The sequence below is a fragment of the Sphingobacterium endophyticum genome, assembly GCF_009733535.1.
GTDB lineage: Bacteria > Bacteroidota > Bacteroidia > Sphingobacteriales > Sphingobacteriaceae > Sphingobacterium > Sphingobacterium endophyticum.
The window spans coordinates 1-19814 of sequence record NZ_SMMI01000027.1 but is presented as its reverse complement, the minus strand read 5'-3'; the positions used below and the strand labels follow the sequence as shown (position 1 = coordinate 19814).

Here is a 19814-nt window from a genome sequence, read left to right as displayed (position 1 = left end):
ACTTTATGCGAAGCGAAACAGGTTTCCGCGCACCGATAGAATCCTATAAAGAAGGAAAAAGGACATATTACCGTTACTCTGACAGGAACTATTCATTAGCTATGCAGCAGATCAATCCAATCGAAGCCGATCTACTAAAAACGACGCTGGATATGTTAGGTAGATTTAAAGGTTTGCCTCAGTTTGACTTTGTCCAAGAACTGGGGTTAAAACTCAAAAAGAATTTTCAACTTGAAGATCTGGACGAATGTATTTTTTTCGACCAAAATGAATACCTCAAGAACCTCCACCTTTTAGGTGATTTGCTTAAATTCATACAGCAGAAACATGTATTACAAGTGGTGTACAAATCGTTCAACCAAAATAAAGAAGAAGCTTTTTTGATTCATCCGTATTTTTTGAAACAATATAACAAAAGATGGTTTCTCTTCGGACAGCGTGATAGCTTTGACTCATGGACAAATCTCGCACTTGATCGTATGACTACTTTTGAAGCAGCAGGAGGTATTATATTTATTCCTCCGAGGGAAACACATGATGTCTATTTCGAGGATATTGTAGGCGTAAGTAAACCTATAGGTACAGTATGCCAGTTCATCAAAATAAAAATTGTTAAATCACTTTGGCCATATATTGACTCCAAACCATTCCATCCCTCTCAAACCGTAGTGGAGCGAACAGACACGTACAAAACGATTCAGTTGGAGGTAGTTCCCAACTATGAATTTTATGCCCAGGTACTTGGGCTTGGATCTGCAGTTGAGATCTTAGGGCCAATGGAGGTACGAGCTGTGATTCGTCAAAAACTAGAAGAGAATGTTAAGAGATATATGGAATAATATCAGCTGTGCACATTGGGTGCACAGATTGCGTAGACCTTTGTGTCAATATGTCAAATGCAAAATTCGAAGTATTCGTGAGTTCTAGGAATTTACAATACTATTTCAGATTAAAGTCCGGTAACGGTGAGATTATTTTAGGAAGTGAAGGGTATGAGACTAAGCAAGGTTGTCTAAATGGGATTGCGTCAGTCAAAGCCAACGCGCCGTACGATAGCCGTTACTAAAGGAAAGATAGTTTTCAGAACTATACGTTCAATTTGAAAGCTAACAATAGTGATATTTTAGGGCGAAGTGAAAACTATGTATCATCCGCGGGTAGAGAAAATGGAATAGCAGCGGTTAAAAGAGATGCTCCTGTGGCTAGAATAGTCGATTTAACTTAACCATGAATTGTCGTCTTGAGCGTAGTCCAAAGAGGTAATTCAGTATCTTTTCCAACTTAGACTTCGCTCAACCGATAATAGCTCTCTTTACATTACAAACTAAAAATAACACCATGAGTACGAAAATAACAGTATCACTAATATGTGCCACGTGTGGTCAGTCAGATTTTGACCACAATGAAGATAAGTCCTGGGTAAGGTGTATAAATTGCGACAGAGAATATCCAGGGGGAATTGACGAGTTGGCCGAGTTGAATCAAGCTAATATCCAAGATGCGGTAAATGAATACGGTGACAGCTTAGTGAATGATTTTGCTAAAAAGATAGAATCAAAGTTCAAGAAAAACAAATACATAAAATTTAAAAGAAGATGAGTGTAAACTGGCAAGACCCTTCCTTTCTCCTTTCAATGATAGCTATTTTTGGGACGATTTTTACATACTTTAAGCATGATAGAAAGATTAAAGCGCAAGAAAAGCTTATCAATGACTATCAACTTGGCAAAATTGAGCAGGAGAAAATTCAAAAAAAACAAGCTGTACTGCGTGCCTCACTTATCGTTGGTAATAAGGGACATCGCATTTTGAGAATTTATAATAAGGGCAAAGCTATTGCACGGAATGTAAGGTTAATTATAAAAGATGAACCAGATAATTTATACGGCACGAATCCATTTCCTTTTCCCGCGTTAAACGAGCATGAAAATGTTGATATTTACATATGGGGTCACCAGATAATATATCATTCGAAATCATATGGGATGACGAATATAAAGCAAATAATACTCATTTTCAGATTGTAAACCTTAACTAAAACAATGTCAACTATCTCAATCATACAGGCAATAAAGCGTCTAAACAATCAAATCGCATCTTTATCTAGAAAACAGGCAGATGCCTATAAAAAGGAAGTTGATAAAGAGAAGCAAATAAATGCTTTAACAAAAAGACTAGCAGCAAGTAAGTCTTTAAGTACGGCTCAGTCGATTCAGAATCAGATTGCTAGTAAACAAAAAGAACTAATCCGGTTTAGAGATGAAAAAGTCAAAATTGATAAACAGGTGTCGAGTTTAAAGACGCAACTTTTTACCGAACAAGATAAATTGTCCAAAACTCAACAACAAGAAACCCAAAAATCTCAAAAGAAAGAATTGGTATTTTTAAAAGAAAAAGATCGACTAAATTCTAGAGAGCTATCCCATGTCCGTCAGTTAAATAGTGAACTACATCAGCAGCAAACTTTATTTGAGGCTTATGTGGTTCCCCAGGGAGAAAAAGCGGTACAGGATGAAGTATTTTCCATAGATGAGCTTATTAATCTTCATCAGCGAATCGATTCTATATTAGAGCGGTTGACAGAATTAGGTTATGGACAAGAGATTATATTTGATGAAATAGAATCTTTAAAGAATAAAGCAGACAAAGTCAGTAAAAAAGATCTTGGTTTAATACTTGTATGGCAATTGGTAAGCTATGGATCTGGTTTAATCGATTCCAATCTAGCTGCGGAAATATACCAAAAAGTGAACGATATTGTGTTAGAGAAAGCTATAGGATGATATCATCGTTTATTTAGTTAAACCTAGATTCAAGTAATATATACTTAACCACGAATTGAACATGTCCAATAGCCGCATTTTCCCTATATTTGGTTACGCGTGATAATATCAATCCAGTAGAGAATATGGCCAGATCCAATTTCCAATTTTTAGAAGAAGAATACGCTTTGCTTTCTAATTTGGCTCAAGCGGCTGAATATAACCTATATCAGGACCCAGCCACATCCTTATTTAAACTAAGGCAGTATGGAGAATATATGGCAAAACAGATATTCGAAACCTATGGAATGGAATTGCCTGAAGATGCCAAATTCCAAAATCTTGTTTATAATCTGAGAAATCAAGGTATTCTACCCAGCAATGTAGTAGACCATTTCACGATCCTGCGTAAGCGAGGCAATGATGCTGTTCACGAGTATACTGCAACAACTGATGAGGCAACAACCTCGTTGCTTTCTGCATTCAAGTTAGGAAAATGGTTTTACGAATCATACTCCGTCAAAAATGCTGATATTTCCACAATACGATTCAGCAAGCCCGAAAACTTGGATAGCCGTCATGCAATTCATATCCTCGAACAAGAAAATAAAGTATTAAAACAACTGTACGAAGATGCTATAGCCCAACACAAAACGGTTAGCGCAGAGCAACGACAAGCATTAACAGAACGTGCTAAACGTTCTGCCTCCAAATTGGATATGGACGAAGCGCAGACGCGAGAGCTTATCGATATTAATCTACGTAAGATTGGTTGGGAAGTCGATACCAAAATATTAAACGCTAAAACTCATAAAACCCGGCCAGAACGAGGACGTAACATGGCAATAGCCGAATGGCCCGTGTCTGGTGGATATGCTGACTATGCCTTGTTCATCGGAACGAGCTTGTATGCCGTCGTTGAAGCAAAAAAATATGGACAAGATATCTCTACCAATCTTGATCAGAGCAAACGCTATGCGTTAAATATAATCCCGCAAGACGGGGTTGATATTCTAGGAGATTGGGATGGTTACAAGGTTCCATTTCTCTATTCTACAAACGGAAGGGAATACCTGCAACAAATTGCAACCAAAAGTGGCGTATGGTATTTGGATGTACGTCAAAAATACAACAATTCCAGATCCCTCAAGGGATTCCACAGTCCCCAAGACTTACAGAAAAAGTTGGAGCAAGATATCATCTTGGCAAATAAAAAACTAGAAGAGAACGCTTTAGATTTCCTACAGATCAATGCAGGTCTTGGATTACGCGATTATCAGATTAAAGCCATTCAAGCGGTCGAAAATGTGGTAATACATCAACCAAACACCAACAGAGCTTTATTGGCGATGGCTACGGGAACAGGAAAAACACGTACCATCATTGGCCTCGCTTATCGTTTAGTACAAACCAATCGCTTCAAGCGTATTTTGTTTTTGGTCGATCGCGCATTATTGGCCAAACAGGCATTAGATGGATTTAAAGATTATAAAGTAGACGACCTAAAAAGTTTTAACGATATCTACCTTATAGACGGTTTAAAAACGACTTGGCCAGATATCGATAGCCGTATTCATTTTGCTACGGTGCAAAGTATGGTAAAGAGGTTATATCAAGGTGATAGGGAAGGTAGAGCGCTTAGTATCGACACCTACGATTGTATTATTGTCGACGAAGCTCACCGCGGCTATCTACTGGACAAAGAGATGGATGACGAAGAAATCTATTTCAAAGATCAGGACGATTATGTAAGCAAGTACCGCCAGGTCTTGGATTACTTCGATGCGTTTGCTGTTGGTCTTACTGCCACGCCTGCTTTGCATACTACGGAGATTTTCAACAAACCAGTGTTCAACTATGGTTTACGAGAAGCCGTATTAGATGGCTACTTGGTCGATCAAGATCCACCGATCAAGATTACGACTCAATTGTCAGAAGAAGGAATTGTCTGGGAGAAAGGTGAAAAGCCAATGGTATATGACAAAGAAGATAACCGGATTGTTGAATTAGATGAATTAGAAGATGAATTAAAATTCGATATTTCAGGATTCAATAAGCGTGTTATTACTGAACCCTTTAACCGGACAGTTCTCCGTGAATTGGTAAATCATATAGATCCTGATGGCGAAGCTAAGACATTGATTTTTGCAGCTACCGATGAACATGCAGATATGATTGTCAAAATCCTAAAGGAAGAATTTAACGCTGCAGGTATCCCTATATCCGATGACGCTGTAGTCAAAATTACAGGGAAATCAGATCAACCAGAAGATAAAGTAAAACGATTTAAGAACGAGAAATACCCCAACATCGCAGTCACAGTAGATCTTTTGACGACAGGTATTGATGTACCAAAAATTTGCAACCTGGTCTTCATGCGTCGTGTCAGATCACGTATTCTCTATGACCAAATGATCGGTCGTGCTACGCGTCTATGTCCTGAAATAAGTAAGGAAAGCTTTCGGGTGTTCGATGCGGTCAACCTCTATGAAAGCATCAAGGACTACACAGAGATGAAGCCCCTTGTCGTCAATCCTTCGACTGATTTCAGTACATTATGTAGTGAATTCCAATATATACAATCGGAAGAAAGAGCTGCGCAGCAAGTTGATCAGATCATTGCTAAATTACAGCGGAAGAAGCGCGAGGCAGGCTTAGATGGGGAGAAAATCAAGTATTTTACTGGATCTGATTCTTTGGATGATTTTATACAAAGTATCCGAGAAAAGCCCATAGCACAACAAATCGAGTTGCTATCCGAAACGAACGAACTTTGGAAATACTTAGATGAATTCAAGCCGACTCCCGCACATCAGTTCTACTCCAATCATGCAGATGTATTGAGAGATGTCACCGTCGGTTACGGCGATTCAGAGAAACCAGAAGATTATATCGAAGGATTCAAGCAGTTTTTGGAAGAAAATCAAAATAAGATTGCTGCATTAAGACTCATTGCGACAGCACCCACGCAATTAAAACGCAGTGATTTGAAAGAACTGATCTTATTGCTGGACACTAAAGGCTATACACTTCGCACCCTACGGGAAGCATGGAAAAATGCGAAGAAGCAAGATATAGCAGCCGATATTATAGCCTATATTCGCACATTAATGTTAGGCTCCGCCTTGGTGAGCCGGGGAGATCGGGTGAGACATGCGTTTGAGAAATTGTACCAAGATCAAAACTGGACAGTGCCTCAAAAGAATCTTCTTCAACGTATTGAGAAACAAATGATCGCCGAGGCTATCGTGACCGTCGAAGATTTGGACAAGGAACCTTTTGACGAGATGGGTGGTTTTGAGCGGATCAATAAAAGATTTGAAAATCAATTACCGGATATCCTACAAAAAATCAATACGTATATGTATAACGGAAATCAAACAGCATAAGAGGATACGTATTTCATTGAGTTAGGTCTTAAGGAATATTATAATTAAAAAAAACACAGCAAATAAATGAGCGCAGAAGAAATTGCACAAAAACTCTGGAACCTCTGTAATGTCCTCCGTGACGATGGAGTAACCTATCACCAATATTTAAACGAATTGACGTATATTCTGTTTCTAAAATTATCTGAAGTCAAAAGCTTTGAACAGGACATTCCTGAAAAATATCAATGGAGTAAATTAAAAAGTATCAAGGACAATAAAGAGTTGTACGATACCTATAGAGACTTATTGGCAAATATCTCTAAAGAATCACAGAACCCAACGATTACAGAGATCTACACCAATGCATCAAGCATGTTACGTAAGCCTGTCAATCTACGTACATTGGTGACGGCCATTGACGGCATTGATTGGTTTGAGGATACCGAAAAAGATCAAATCGCAACTATCTATGAGGAACTGTTGGAGAAAAATGCCAACGAAAAGAAATCTGGAGCAGGACAATATTTTACGCCTCGTCCGTTGATCAATGTAATGGTTGACCTTCTGGTTCCCAAGATCGGCGAACGATGGAACGACCCCGCAGCAGGAACTTTTGGCTTTATGATCGCGGCGGATCATTATCTGAAAGAAAAAACGGATAGCTACTTTGCATTAACTGAAAAGGAACGTCGCTTTCAAAAGTACGAAGCCTTTACCGGTTGTGAACTTGTACAGGATGCACACCGTTTAGCTTTGATGAATGCTAAACTGCATGGTATAGAATCGCCGATAGCCTTAGCCGACACCTTAAGCCAGGAGGGTGAAGCCTTTAAGAACTACGATGGTGTGTTGGCCAATCCACCTTTCGGAACGAAAAAAGGAGGCGAACGTCCGACACGTAGGGATCTGATTTTCATGAGCTCCAACAAGCAGTTGAATTTCCTGCAACATATTTACCGTTCACTAATAAAAGATGGTAAAGCTCGAGCAGCCGTGGTGTTACCGGACAATGTACTCTTCGAGGGCGGTGACGGTTTAAAGATCCGTCGTGACCTGATGGACAAGTGCAACTTGCATACCATACTTCGTTTGCCGACGGGTATATTTTATGCCGCAGGTGTCAAGACAAATGTACTGTTCTTTACACGTGGCAAGACCGAGACAGGAAACACCAAAAATACCTGGGTCTACGATATGAGAAAGAACGCACCAAGCTTCGGCAAGCGTACACCATTCACCCGCGCAGCATTCGGAGATTTTGTGAAAGCCTATACTGGTGGTATTTCGATAGATGAAGTCAAAGAAAACTGGCAAGGAAATATCGATGAAACCAAGCGTGCAGAAATAGCGAAAGAAGATAATCGCTGGCAGGTATTCGCTCGGGAAGTTATTGCGGCTAAAGGTGATTCGCTAGATATTGGATTAATAGCAGACAGTTCATTGAGTAATGGCGATGATCTCGGCGAACCGATTGACATCGCCAAAGAAGCCATGCTGGAACTGCGGGCAATCAATAAGGAATTGGAAGATTTGATAAACGAGTTGAGCTAATGGAAAAATCGTTGCCAAAGGGGTGGGTAATCTCAAATATTGAAGAGTCTGTAGCAATATTTGATAATATGAGAAAACCTGTTAGTGCTACTGAGAGGGCGAAAAGATCAGGGGATATTCCATATTATGGGGCTACTGGACTGGCCGGCTATATTGATGATTATTTATTCGACGAAGAATTAGTTTTAATAGGCGAAGACGGAGCACCTTTTTTTGACAAGCAGAAAAATGTTGCATTTATCATTACTGGGAAATCGTGGGTAAACAACCATGCCCATGTGTTGAAAGCAAAAAACAATTCGCTCAACAAATTTATACTTCATTATCTTAATCAGTTCGATTACACCGGATTCGTCCGTGGCACTACACGTTTGAAATTGACGCAAGGAGATCTGAGGAAAATTCCATTCCCTCTCCCTCCACTCCCCGAACAAGAACGCATAGTCGCTAAGCTTGATACACTTTTTCACAAGATTGACAGCATTAGAAAAAGAATGGATACAATAGGAAAATTGAAAGGTAATTTTTTTGAATCTATTTTTTATGAAAACACTGGACTAACGACTTTATCTAATTTCGTAGTGGAACGTAAAGAGAAAGTGGGAGAAAACTGGGTTGAGTTCGATAAAATTGGAGTTTCTGCAAAAGATGGTATCATTGATTTAGATGTTGGTACCAAAATGACTTTTGAGAAATATAAAATTGTTGAGCCTGGTGATATTATATATAATACAATGAGGATAAATATTGGATCTATTGCTATTTACGAAGGTAAGTCGCCAGCTATCACTAGTCCCGATTATGTCGTCTTTAGGGTTAAGAATGCCTCTAAATATTTAATATTGAATTACCTAAAAAGTGAGGTAGGAAAAATGAATATCTCCTCGGTTACTACCGGCAGTGTCAGGTCTAGACTGTATTTTAAAAATTTAATGAATATACCATTTCCAGAGATTACAAGCGAACGCCATAAATCTGCTGAATCTATTCTAAAATGGTTTGAGTTAAGTCTGGCAAAGATGCATGTCATTGACATATATTTACTAAATAAATTTGAAAAGGCAATCCTACACAAAGCCTTCAAAGGTGAATTAGTTCCGCAACTCCCAACCGATGGCGATGCGAAGGATTTGTTTAGCCGAGATTATGAAGTTGAAGAGGGAGACTATGGGAAAGCGAGGTAAAGCATGAAAATAAAATCATTGTGGATTTCTAAGTATAAAAATGTAGAAAATATTGAACTAAAATTCGATACTGATCTAATTTCCTTGATGGTTGGTCAAAATGGTTTTGGGAAATCCAATCTTTTAGAGGCACTATCCTTGATATTCCGAGATCTAGATTTGATGGATACACTGTCCGACTACGAAGATTGGCCATATGATACGAGGCATTTTGAATTTAAAATACAATATCAGTGTAAAGGTTTAGACATTAAAATAAATTGTTTAAAAAGTGAGTTTCATGTCTATGCTAAAAAGGTCAGCGACGAGCAAGAGTTTGAAGATGTTAATTTTTCTGAGTTTAGAAAAAACAAGCAAACTAGATATCTCCCAGATTACGTAGTAGGTTACTACTCAGGTGAAAATAAGCGTATCAGGGAAGTAATTAAACCATATGAGGAAATTATCATAAAAGATTTGAAAAGTAATAAGGGGCTTGACAGTGGTTTTCGGAAAATGTTTTTTGCTGAAAACTTTCATAGTCAAATGATCTTGCTCACACTTTTACTATACCGCAATGATAACAACGGTTTTTCAAGATGTGTAAATGATTTACATAACAATTACCTAAGTTTTCACGAATTGGAGGAGTTCGGTATACGACTTAACAGCCCAGATTGGTTTGATCCAAGGAGAAAGGAACACCAAGCTTACGGAGTTAATCAGTTGGAAGAAAACTTACAAACAAATAATGTGAAGAGTTTCCCCTTTTGGAACTCAAAAGGTAAAGCCAATAAAATTCTTCAATTACTTTATGAAGAGAATGGTGAACCTCCAATATACTATGAAGAGAAAGAAAAAGATAAACTGCCCAAAGAGTATCTAGAGCTTAATAGTATAGTCTTGACAAGTAAGTTAAAAAAGATATTTCCGACGCCAATTGATTTTTTCGATGCGTTTGAAACTATATACTGTGCAGGTTTGCTCTCATCGATTCATCTAAATGTGAAAAATAAGAATAACCTAGTTTATGAATTTGCGGAGTTAAGTGAAGGTGAGCAGCAGTTAGTCACTGTCCTTGGATTAATTCTAATTACGGGCAAAGATGACTGCCTTTTTTTGTTAGATGAGCCTGACACACATTTAAATCCCAAATGGCAAAGAGATTACATTAAGCTATTGACTGATTTTAATCTCAACCACGATAATTCACATATTTTTGTTGCAACTCATAGTCCATTAATTGTTCAGGCTGTGGAGGGTAAATTTGATATCCTCTTATATCACTTAAATGAGGAAGAAAATATTCAAATCGATAATGATCCGCAAATTATTTCCAATTGGAGAATAGATCAGGTGCTTGCTAGTAAATATTTCGGAATTGAAAATACTCGACCAATAAAAACAGATGATTTCCTCAAACTGAAGCAAGAGATTATAAGAAAGGGGGGTCTAACGGATACAGATAAAGCAAATCTCAAAGCACTAGAAGACGAGCTTGGTTATTTGCCATTAGGCGAGACTATAACTGAAATCGAAAGTTTGGCTTTTCTTAATAAATTAGCTAATAAACATGATATACATTAACAAAGTAGGAGAGCCAGTACCTAATGTATTGTCAACCAATGGAGTGACCGAGACACAGGCACTATGCGCTAACTATGATGCCGATAACACTTATTTTAATAATAGAAGTAGCAAACATCTATTTAAATCTAGTATTTACGCACATGATGATGTCAAAGATGTTTTGGTGCGTATTCAGAATCATAAATGCTGCTTTTGCGAATCAAGAGTTACTCATATATCAGATGGGGACGTAGAGCATTTTCGACCAAAGGCCGAATGGTTAAGAGAAAATGTTGATGGAACCAAAAATAAAGTGAAACCGGGATATTATTTTCTAGCTTATGACTGGAATAATTTGATGTTAAGCTGTCTAATGTGTAATCAACGAATTAAAGGAAATAACTTTCCGCTACTTAATGAAGCACATAGAGCAATAGTTACGCATCATTATGATATAACTAGAGAGCTATCTGTTTTTATCAATCCGACAATGGAAGATCCAGAAACGCACATCACATTTTACGAAAATAGTCCAATAGGGATATCGTTGCGGGGAAAAAAAACGATTGAATACCTGAACTTAGATAGGTTCTCTTTGAACGAAGCTAGAAAAGAGAAATTTAAAGACCTATTTATGTATAAAAAATTTCTAGATGTTGTTACTAATCCCGAAGAAAGAGATGAAATAATTGAAATGATAAAAAAGAGAATAAATGAGATCATCGATAAGAACGGAGAATATGTAGCTATGGTAAAGGCGAATTTTAGTGATTTTTTGTAATTAAAATATATGATAGCAAAAGAACAACAAGTTTGGGCAGAAGCCTTTCAATATGCTTTTAAACACCTTGACGATAACCCATGGGATCCACTGAATAACTCCAAGACTTATGCGATTGAATTCAATGGGAAATATTATCCAAATAAACAGGTATTAAAACATGCGGAGGAATATTTACAAAAGAACTTTCCGGAATTTCTAGATGTCCCACGTTTAAGTGGAGGAAAACCGATCAATGATTTCTTAGCAAGTAAAGGAGCCAACGCAGTGACATTGAAAGCTAAGAATGAAAGCATAAACGAGTTGCAGAAATTGTTTGATGCCTTTGATCCGAAGATTTATCACCTTGGTTGGTATTCATTGCTAAAGAAATATACTGATATCATGCGGCAATTAAAGACTGAGGTAGTTGCCAAAGTGATCACATCCTATGAAATTCTGAATCAACGTTTCAAAGAGCTCGCCGAGGATCACAACGATGATTTTTTAGATCGATATCTTTTTATAAAAGAAAACGGATTAGCCACTATAAGCCAACAAGTAATCAAAATAGATAACCGGGATCAAATTAGGTCCGCTGTGAACGAAAGTTTCAGCCATTTAGAAGATATCCTCTCTTCTAGTGATAAGAGAAAAGTATATCACTTGACTCATAAACTGGTTAATCAAAATGCTTGGTCTGTACTTCAGCGGTTTACTCGAGCGATGTTTCCTGATGAATTCACGTCTATCGACGCTGGCAATCATTTTACTGCGCTAAAGAAAATTCTGAGAAACCAATTTGGCATTAAACTCAAATCGAAAGAAGGTTTCGATCAACAAAAGGAAGTTCTTAGCCTAATCGATTACACAGATGTGTATAATGCCCAGATGTTTTTTTGGGCGTTGAAGTCTAGAGATATTCCATCAAATAGTTCGGCAGAAATAAAATCACAAGAAATGGACCACCCTCTCAATCAAATCCTTTTTGGTCCTCCTGGAACCGGAAAGACCTATAACAGTATAGACAAAGCCGTAAACATAGCCACTGGTCAACCAGGGACCCACGCCGAGAATAAAGTTGAATTTGATCGATTACGTAAAGAAGGACAAATTGAATTTGTTACTTTCCACCAAGGCTATTCCTATGAAGATTTTATGGTCGGCATAAAGCCCAATACAGACACGGAGCAATTAACCTTTAAACCGCATAAAGGGATTTTCTATCGCTTGGTCGAGCGTGCAAAAGCAAATTACATTGCGCATAAAGACCAAAAGCAGGAATTAACATCTTTCGACGCTGTCTTTGAAGAATTGATCGAGCCACTTGTAGATGGACAGACTATCGAGATTCCGATGAAAGGAGGTAATGTTTTTACCATTACAGATGTTGACAATGGCACCATCCGCTTTAAAAAGCCAAACGGTTCCGATCGCCATACGTTGAGTGTCGATACGCTGAAAGCTATCGTAGAAGGAAAACGAGAGTTTAATTCTGGTCTTGGTGTATATTATAAGCCATTGGTTCAGTTAATCCATGCCAGGCAGCAACCGGTCGCAGCACCCACGCCGTTAAAGAACTTCATCATTATTATTGACGAAATCAACCGTGCCAATATATCTAAGGTATTTGGCGAACTGATTACCCTGCTCGAAGATGATAAGCGTATGGGAGCGGAAAATGCATTGTCATTAACTTTGCCGAATGGTGAAACCGATTTCGGTATTCCTCCTAATGTACACATCATCGGTACGATGAATACTGCCGATAAATCCATTGCGCTGGTCGATATCGCACTTCGTAGGCGTTTTGAATTTGAAGGGTATTACCCAGATTATAATTCGCTTACTGAACCGCCGTTAACAATCTTGCAAAAGATTAATGAAGCCATCTATACACGTAAGAAAACGGCTGATTTTCTAATCGGGCATGGTTACTTTATGAAACGAGAAGCACTGGAGACGATATTGCTCAAAAAGATCATTCCGCTTCTGATGGAATATTTTTCCGGACGCACAGAAGAAGTAAAGGAAATTTTAAAAGCTGCAGGTATTAACGCTGAATATAGTACGTTGAATTATAGGTGGCATATCAATGTTACTACGATCGATGAAACGCATAAGTAGCTTCGAATTCGGTCAATCTTTTAGCATTACTTCCAGAAAGGAATTGGAAGGTTATCTTCATGCGATTTGGAATGCCCATTATAGCTACGAAGATGAGGCTTCGACTTCACTCAGTCAGGGTGAGGATTATGTTAATCGGCAAGGTATCCTTCGTTTTGATGGCAATACAGCACGTGCGCGAAATTTCATCGGGTTTATTCAAAGCGAGTATGAATCCATCGAGATATATCCAAAAATATTCCGTGAGGCTAATATGGAGAAGAGTATGATGCTCAAACATCTCTTTTATTGGTTTGACTATTGCCGAAAATGGAAATTTCCTTTCACGGACGTAAACCTGAGTAATTTACAAGATATCGATCTGCCAGAATTGATTCTAAATTTGATTGCCAATCAGCTATATAGAGTTGTTTCCACAAATCCGATTTCACTTTATCAGGAAATGGAAGAGGCTATGCTGAAACCAAAAGGCTCGCTAAACTTCAGTAGGTATATTTCAAATAGCATGGCTAATGGTAATTTTCATGTATTAGAATGTGACCATCAACCCATGGAATATGATAATCGGCTTAATCGGACCATTAAATATGTAGCACGGTTATTACTGTCCAAATCCCGATTCTCCGAAACACGTCAGAAACTCGACGATGTTATTTTTATATTGGATGAAGTAGAAGATCAAGTGTGCAACTCCTCTTTTTTAGATCATATTCCGATCAGTCCATTTTATCAGGAATACCAAACGACGGTTGGGCTTTGCCGAATGGTATTAGAGAAACATATCTACAACCATCATTATGAAGATACAAAACACTGGTCGTTGCTTTTACCGATGGAATATGTATTTGAAGATTTTATTGCAGGATTTTTAGAAAGACATTTCTCAGCAGATTGGGAAGTGAAATATCAAAAATCGGATATGTATTTGACAGATGAAAAGGTATTTCAGATGCAACATGACATCTTCTTAGTCTCTAAGAGAGATAGCTTGATTAAAATTATCGTCGACACAAAGTATAAGTTGCGGGGCAACTTCAAAGATGACAAGAAAAAAGGGATAGCGCAAAGTGATCTTTACCAGATGACATCCTATGCATTCCGAAGAGGATGTTCCAATGTACTTCTCTTATACCCCAATCAATCTGATGATATTAAAGAAGATAACAAATTCCATATAAGTTCTGGGTTAGATGATAAACACAAGATAAAGGTAGTCGCGGCAGAAATACCATTTTGGTCGCGCGGTGGTTATCAAAATATAGATAATAAACTTTATTGCATCCTGATGAAATTGTTGAAAAATTTTCCAATGAAAAAGCTTCTTTAAGACTTTCTTTAATTATTTTTAATTTTTTAAATTAAAATGACCAGCTCTTCTAAATGTAGGTCACGAATTACTTTATTAAATAATTTAAAAAGTTTTTAATTATCCTTCAATCATTTTTTGGTTGCGAATTTCTAGAGCTCTGGTCCGTTTCTATTGTCCTTTAACTGATTAGGGAGAATGGCTTATGTATCGGTTTTACTTTCCTCCTAAACTTAATAAATTTTGTAGCTGATTGTTTTCGTTTGTTAGTTGCAGAACGCTTTAATTAGCTATGAGTGACACCAAACAACTGTATCTCATAGGATATTAGTCATTGAGAGGAAATATGGCTATTTTTGGTGTGGGGTTTTAAACAGAAATATATATGCCTGAACAGCAGAATATAGAATATAAAGAGAGTTGGCACGATGAATATCTTAAGTGGATTTGTGGTTTTGCAAATGCACAAGGTGGTGTGATTTATATCGGGAAAGACGATAACGGGAATGTTGTGGGATTGGAAGATTATAAAAGACTGATGGACGATATTCCCAACAAAATCCGGAATGTGATGGGAATTACCGTTGAGGTCAATTTACAAGATGCAGCAGGGAAACATTTTATTGAAATCGTTACGCATCCTTATTCTGTCCCTATTTCATTGCGTGGTAGATATTACTACCGTAGCGGAAGTACGAAACAAGAATTAGCAGGGGCATCACTCAACGAATTTTTGTTAAAGAAATCGGGCAAAACATGGGATGATGTGGTTGAGCCAAGAGCAACGTTTGATGATATTGATGAAAGTACGTTTTCTGCGTTTTTAAAAATGTCGGAAGAAAAAGGTCGTATGCCCGAAACAATTGGTTTGACCATTCCACAGATATTTGATAAACTTCTGTTGACCGAAAACGGACAATTGAAAAGAGTTGGTGTTATTCTGTTTGGGAAAAATCCTGCAAAGTTTTATCCGAATACGTTTGTAAAAATTGGACGTTTCAAAGGCAACGATATTTTATTTCATGATGTAGTAGAGGGTAATTTAATTACACTTTTACGAGAAGTTACGAATCAGCTCAATCATAAGTATCTAACACAAAAAATTCATTTTGAGGGTTTGTATCGTATTGAAACAGGTGAATATCCTACACCTGCAATCAGAGAAATGTTATTGAACGCTTTGATACACCGTAACTATATGGGTGCTATGACACAAATCCGTGTGTATGACGACAGCATTAACGTTTGGAACGGAGGAACACTACCCGAGGGGATTGATTCAGAAGCATTAAAAAGACCACATCGGTCAAATCCACGTAATCCGATTATTGCAGATGTTTGTTTCAAGGGCGGTCTGATTGACTCTTGGGGAAGTGGAACGATAAAAATCATAGACACTTGTAAGCAGGCTGAACTTCCTGAACCCGAACTTATCGAACAAGACGGAGGGTTATCAGTAACCCTTTTCAAAAATAAATTGACAGTAGAACAGTTAACGAAACTTGGCTTAAACGAGCGACAGTTAAAAGCTGTTGAATATGTGAAAGAGAAAGGGAAAATTACGAATAGGGAGTATCAAGAAATAAATTTAGTAGCCAAACCAACTGCAACCCGTGATTTATCAGTGTTAGTTGAATATGGTGTTTTTAGAAATACTGGAAAAGGGGCAGGAAGTTATTACGAAATAATTGGCTCATAATTGGCTCAATTGGCTCACGATTGGCTCACGATTGGCTCATAATTGGTTCTTTTGGATTATAAATAGTATTATAAATGAGTGATAAGCTATCTTTTGAGAAAATTTTTATTCGACCTACAGAAGAATGTGTACGAAGATTAGGTTTGGAAACAGATTATAAAATTGAATCTGATTTTGAAACTATTAATGGCATTGACTGTGCTCTGACATTTAATAAGTCTGAATTTCGTCTTGGAGCGAAAAACTTAAATCGGAACTTAAAGAATCAGCCATATATTTATCAGAGAGTTTGCTATGGGTTTTGTGAACTATTTTCAATTTTTGGGGATAATACAGGGTATCTAATCGAAAGAGGGATGAAAACGTTTAAAATGAACCATTCCGAAGAGTATGCATATAGTGGAACTATTTCTGAACTTAAGCCTCTTGCTTTTGATAATGAGGCGAAATATTTCTTTCGGTGTATTTTCGGCTTTCCAAGTACTTTGGAAGCTAATTTGATTTCATACTTTATCACATCTCCGTTTGAAACGGAATCTGTTAGGTATGCTGGAGGATTGTTGAAAATCCTTGTAAAAGGTGTTCGGTTGCATATTTATTTGTCAAAGATTAATGATGACAATTTTTTAGTTTTCGATACTTTTGATAAATGCTATTATGAAAAGTTTGAGAAGATTGTCGAGGCTATCTCATTAAACTATCAATTGTTGAGTGGTGTTAAGGTGAGGGAAAAAAGACTTATTTTCCGTAGCGAAAATGCAGAGTACGAAAGCCCCATCTTGCAATCATTTAAAAAACTTAAAACTGATGTTAATGGTTTCCCATCTTTACTTATGCCCAGAGATCTTCTTAGTTTCTACCCCTCGTTGGAAAAAAAAGAACGGTATTTAGATGGGGAAATATTTGCAAACCTGGTTGAACAATCGTTAGATGACATAAGGATTTTAAGGGTAATATCCATGATTGTTAATAGTTTTGAACTTCCACTTGAAATTAAAGCGTCAACTTATTGCGTTGGGCTGGAAACGTTTAAGGATGTAATACTATCCGAGAATTCAAACAAAATTAATCCGATAAAAGATAAAGGTGTTTCAAAAGAGATAAGGGAACGTTTCAAAACCATTATAGATGAATACTCTGAAAATGCGTTTAATAATAGACAGGCAGTTATTAGTAAAATAAATAATCTAAATCAGACGACTAATTCCGATGGCTTTATAAAAATGTTTGAAGTGATTGGTATTCAGCTTACTAAAGCTGATAAGGATGCTATTAATAAGAGAAATGACTTTTTACATGGTCGTGTACCATTGGAGAGTGTTGATGGAGATGATAAAATGCTACATTATATAGTTTACAGTTTACACTTTTTATTAATTGCACTAATTTTAAAAAAAGCTGGATTTAGTGGGTATTTGTTAGAGTTAATTAATTTCGAACAAGCCAAAAAGGGAGAAAGCCCTTTCAGATTGATATGATTAAAAAGCTTGAAAACGAGATGTGATGGAGCTTATATTTTTATTTATTCGGTGAATAACGCCATGATAAAGCCAGAATGAAGCCAAGTCGTTTTCCCCTCGCTCATTAGTGGCTTGCGAAACCCCGCCGCTCTTGTCCTGTGCTGTTCTCGCTTTGGCTGTTTACGGAATTGATTTGTCGACCTAATTCTATGAAAAAAAGGATTGTTATTATCGACGGCACTGAAAAAGTCCTCTTGAAAAATTAAAGCATCAAAAAAGGGCGAAAAACATATGTTAACCCCTGGAGAATCGATTATTCGAGGAGTTATAGATAGAGGGTTTCAAATAGACAAAGGAAAAGGGTTTATGAACATAAAAATTCATAAGCCCTTTTTTGATGGATAGTTTTTCAGTGCCCTCTTATTATCGGGGGATTTTCGTATCTTTATGATAACAAAGTACATTGACTGATTGGAAAAGGTTCTATCAAGAGAACTCAAAAGCCTAAAAGTAGGACATATTAAAGGAGACCTATTCGGTTACCTATCTTGATAGGTTACTTGCTAACAATAATATAATCAACGATTTAGGGGAGTGGTGGAAAATCCTGCCACCCCGACTAAAACGACAAATGGTGCCATTGGAAGACAAATTGTGCCATTTTTCATTTTAATCTCTTTTTTATTACTATATCAAGGCTTTTACGTAAAAATCCCCTCTAATTAAATAATCATCAGAGCTGTATATTTTACTAATTTTGAATTAGAAGATGAAAATTTGAAAATATGTTAACAGGTTTCGAACCTCTTCAATTCTCTTAAATATTTCTTTTTTTAAACGATCTCTTGTTGGTATCATAGTGTAAATTTCTTCTCTTTATTTATCCGATTGCTCAGATTTTTAAAAGTTCCACCCTTCGGTTCTGCGCTTTCCCTTCCTCTGTAACATTGGCAGCTACCGGATTGTCCTGTCCGAATCCTGCGGATGTTAAGCGGTCGGCACCTATGCCGGCATTTAAAATTTCCTTTTTAACTGTTGATGCCCGGCCTTCCGATAATTTTTGATTGTGTTCTTTTCCTCCCGAATTATCCGTGTATCCGTTTATGGCTATTTTCAGTTCCGGATTATCCCTTAACACCTTGATCATTTCCCGGACAGTTTCCAATCCATCTGTTTTCAATATGGCTCTGTCCTTATCAAAATTTATCTGCATTACAGATTTACCCGAATTCAACAAATCGTTTTCTATCTCGGCCGAGGTGACTTTCTTTAAGGTCTGCTCAAAGGCTTTTTCCTGCACGATCTGTATGGAAGTACTGTTTCCCGTAGCTTTTACCATAGCTATATAGACGTTCCCCTCATGTCTTCTGATCACATCCATTGCAACCACTTCGTCCCAGATATCCAGGCTACCTTTGCTTCCTCCATAGGTGTCTAGTTCCTTGTATTTGTCCTTTAGCTCCTTTGTTAGGTTACCTTCGAAGACCTTTATCCCTCCGGCATTCAGGATCGCATCTTCAAAACTTTTGTTCAGGTATCGACCGCTGATCTCTACACTGCTCTCTCTGTCTTTATGAACATGTGCACTGAAAGTTTTCCCCTCTACTTCATAGATTTTTTCAGGAGTCACGAATACGATAAAATCAAAATCTTTTACTTTCGGTCTGTTAATGTATTTAGCACCCTCGGGGGCAGTGAAGAATGGAAAATCACCGATTTCTGCCGTGGAGACCGGAATGCTGTTTATGTCAAAATCAGCAGTGCTATCCCGCTCCAGGGATGTAATTTCTTCTGGTTGTGATAAAGTAAGGGTATCTGTCCTTTTAACCGATGTTTCACCTACCGCATTGTTTTCTTTGTTGGAATTGTTACAGGAACTCATTAGAAGCATACCCATAATTAGGGCGATTGGGACTGTTCTTTTCATATGTATATTATTTGCTTTTTTAATTGTCGTCCGCCAGCTGGCGGATTCATGCGGGTTTGTGTTTTGCCTAACATTAATATTTCATATTTTGTATACGTTTTATGCGTTTTAAAATGATT

The 19814-nt window shown here is 37.4% G+C and carries 15 protein-coding genes and 1 pseudogene; 15 read left to right on the top strand and 1 reads right to left on the bottom strand.

Annotation, left to right across the window (positions count from 1 at the left end):
* Positions 1-5: 5 nt before the first annotated feature.
* The 15 genes and pseudogenes from E0Y80_RS19775 (at position 6) to E0Y80_RS19710 (ending at position 17786) form a co-directional block, all read left to right on the top strand.
* Positions 6-839 (top strand): helix-turn-helix transcriptional regulator, encoded by an 834-nt coding sequence (locus E0Y80_RS19775; protein ID WP_197091689.1) that lies wholly within the window; start codon positions 6-8, stop codon positions 837-839.
* A gap of 50 nt (positions 840-889) precedes the next feature.
* Complete coding sequence (locus E0Y80_RS20835) at positions 890-1066, top strand: YegP family protein (RefSeq protein WP_231596113.1); 177 nt, start codon at positions 890-892, stop codon at positions 1064-1066.
* Between the two features lie 30 nt (positions 1067-1096).
* A pseudogene (locus tag E0Y80_RS20830) lies at positions 1097-1225 on the top strand (YegP family protein); the annotation flags it as partial.
* A gap of 113 nt (positions 1226-1338) precedes the next feature.
* Positions 1339-1599 (top strand): hypothetical protein, encoded by a 261-nt coding sequence (locus E0Y80_RS19765; RefSeq protein ID WP_156309384.1) that lies wholly within the window; start codon positions 1339-1341, stop codon positions 1597-1599.
* Positions 1596-2027 (top strand): hypothetical protein, encoded by a 432-nt coding sequence (locus E0Y80_RS19760; protein ID WP_156309383.1) that lies wholly within the window; start codon positions 1596-1598, stop codon positions 2025-2027. Before E0Y80_RS19765 ends, E0Y80_RS19760 begins: the two co-directional genes overlap by 4 nt.
* A gap of 15 nt (positions 2028-2042) precedes the next feature.
* The gene (locus E0Y80_RS20685; RefSeq protein ID WP_197091688.1) at positions 2043-2783 is read left to right on the top strand and encodes a hypothetical protein; all 741 of its coding nucleotides are present in this window, start codon (positions 2043-2045) and stop codon (positions 2781-2783) included.
* A 125-nt stretch (positions 2784-2908) separates the two neighbouring features.
* Positions 2909-6151 carry a type I restriction-modification system endonuclease gene (gene hsdR, locus E0Y80_RS19750; RefSeq protein WP_156309382.1) on the top strand — a complete coding sequence of 1081 codons (3243 nt, stop codon included), beginning with the start codon at positions 2909-2911 and terminating at the stop codon, positions 6149-6151.
* A 66-nt stretch (positions 6152-6217) separates the two neighbouring features.
* Complete coding sequence (locus E0Y80_RS19745; RefSeq protein WP_156309381.1) at positions 6218-7684, top strand: class I SAM-dependent DNA methyltransferase; 1467 nt, start codon at positions 6218-6220, stop codon at positions 7682-7684.
* Complete coding sequence (locus E0Y80_RS19740; RefSeq protein WP_156309380.1) at positions 7684-8868, top strand: restriction endonuclease subunit S; 1185 nt, start codon at positions 7684-7686, stop codon at positions 8866-8868. The genes E0Y80_RS19745 and E0Y80_RS19740 overlap by 1 nt, the downstream gene beginning before the upstream one ends.
* Before the next feature lie 3 nt (positions 8869-8871).
* On the top strand, positions 8872-10434 hold the full coding sequence (locus E0Y80_RS19735) for an AAA family ATPase (protein ID WP_156309379.1): 1563 nt from the start codon (positions 8872-8874) through the stop codon (positions 10432-10434).
* Entirely contained in the window at positions 10421-11197 is a 777-nt protein-coding gene (locus E0Y80_RS19730) for an HNH endonuclease family protein (protein WP_156309378.1), read from the top strand. Before E0Y80_RS19735 ends, E0Y80_RS19730 begins: the two co-directional genes overlap by 14 nt.
* Before the next feature lie 9 nt (positions 11198-11206).
* On the top strand, positions 11207-13303 hold the full coding sequence (locus tag E0Y80_RS19725) for an McrB family protein (RefSeq protein ID WP_156309377.1): 2097 nt from the start codon (positions 11207-11209) through the stop codon (positions 13301-13303).
* Positions 13287-14630: an McrC family protein gene (locus E0Y80_RS19720; RefSeq protein ID WP_156309376.1), complete on the top strand. Its 1344-nt coding sequence runs from the start codon at positions 13287-13289 to the stop codon at positions 14628-14630. Before E0Y80_RS19725 ends, E0Y80_RS19720 begins: the two co-directional genes overlap by 17 nt.
* Before the next feature lie 364 nt (positions 14631-14994).
* Entirely contained in the window at positions 14995-16308 is a 1314-nt protein-coding gene (locus E0Y80_RS19715; RefSeq protein WP_156309375.1) for an ATP-binding protein, read from the top strand.
* A 74-nt stretch (positions 16309-16382) separates the two neighbouring features.
* Positions 16383-17786 (top strand): HEPN domain-containing protein, encoded by a 1404-nt coding sequence (locus E0Y80_RS19710; RefSeq protein WP_156309374.1) that lies wholly within the window; start codon positions 16383-16385, stop codon positions 17784-17786.
* Between the two features lie 874 nt (positions 17787-18660).
* Here the strand turns inward: E0Y80_RS19710 and E0Y80_RS19705 are convergent.
* Entirely contained in the window at positions 18661-19695 is a 1035-nt protein-coding gene (locus tag E0Y80_RS19705; protein WP_156309373.1) for an OmpA family protein, read from the bottom strand.
* Positions 19696-19814: the final 119 nt, after the last annotated feature.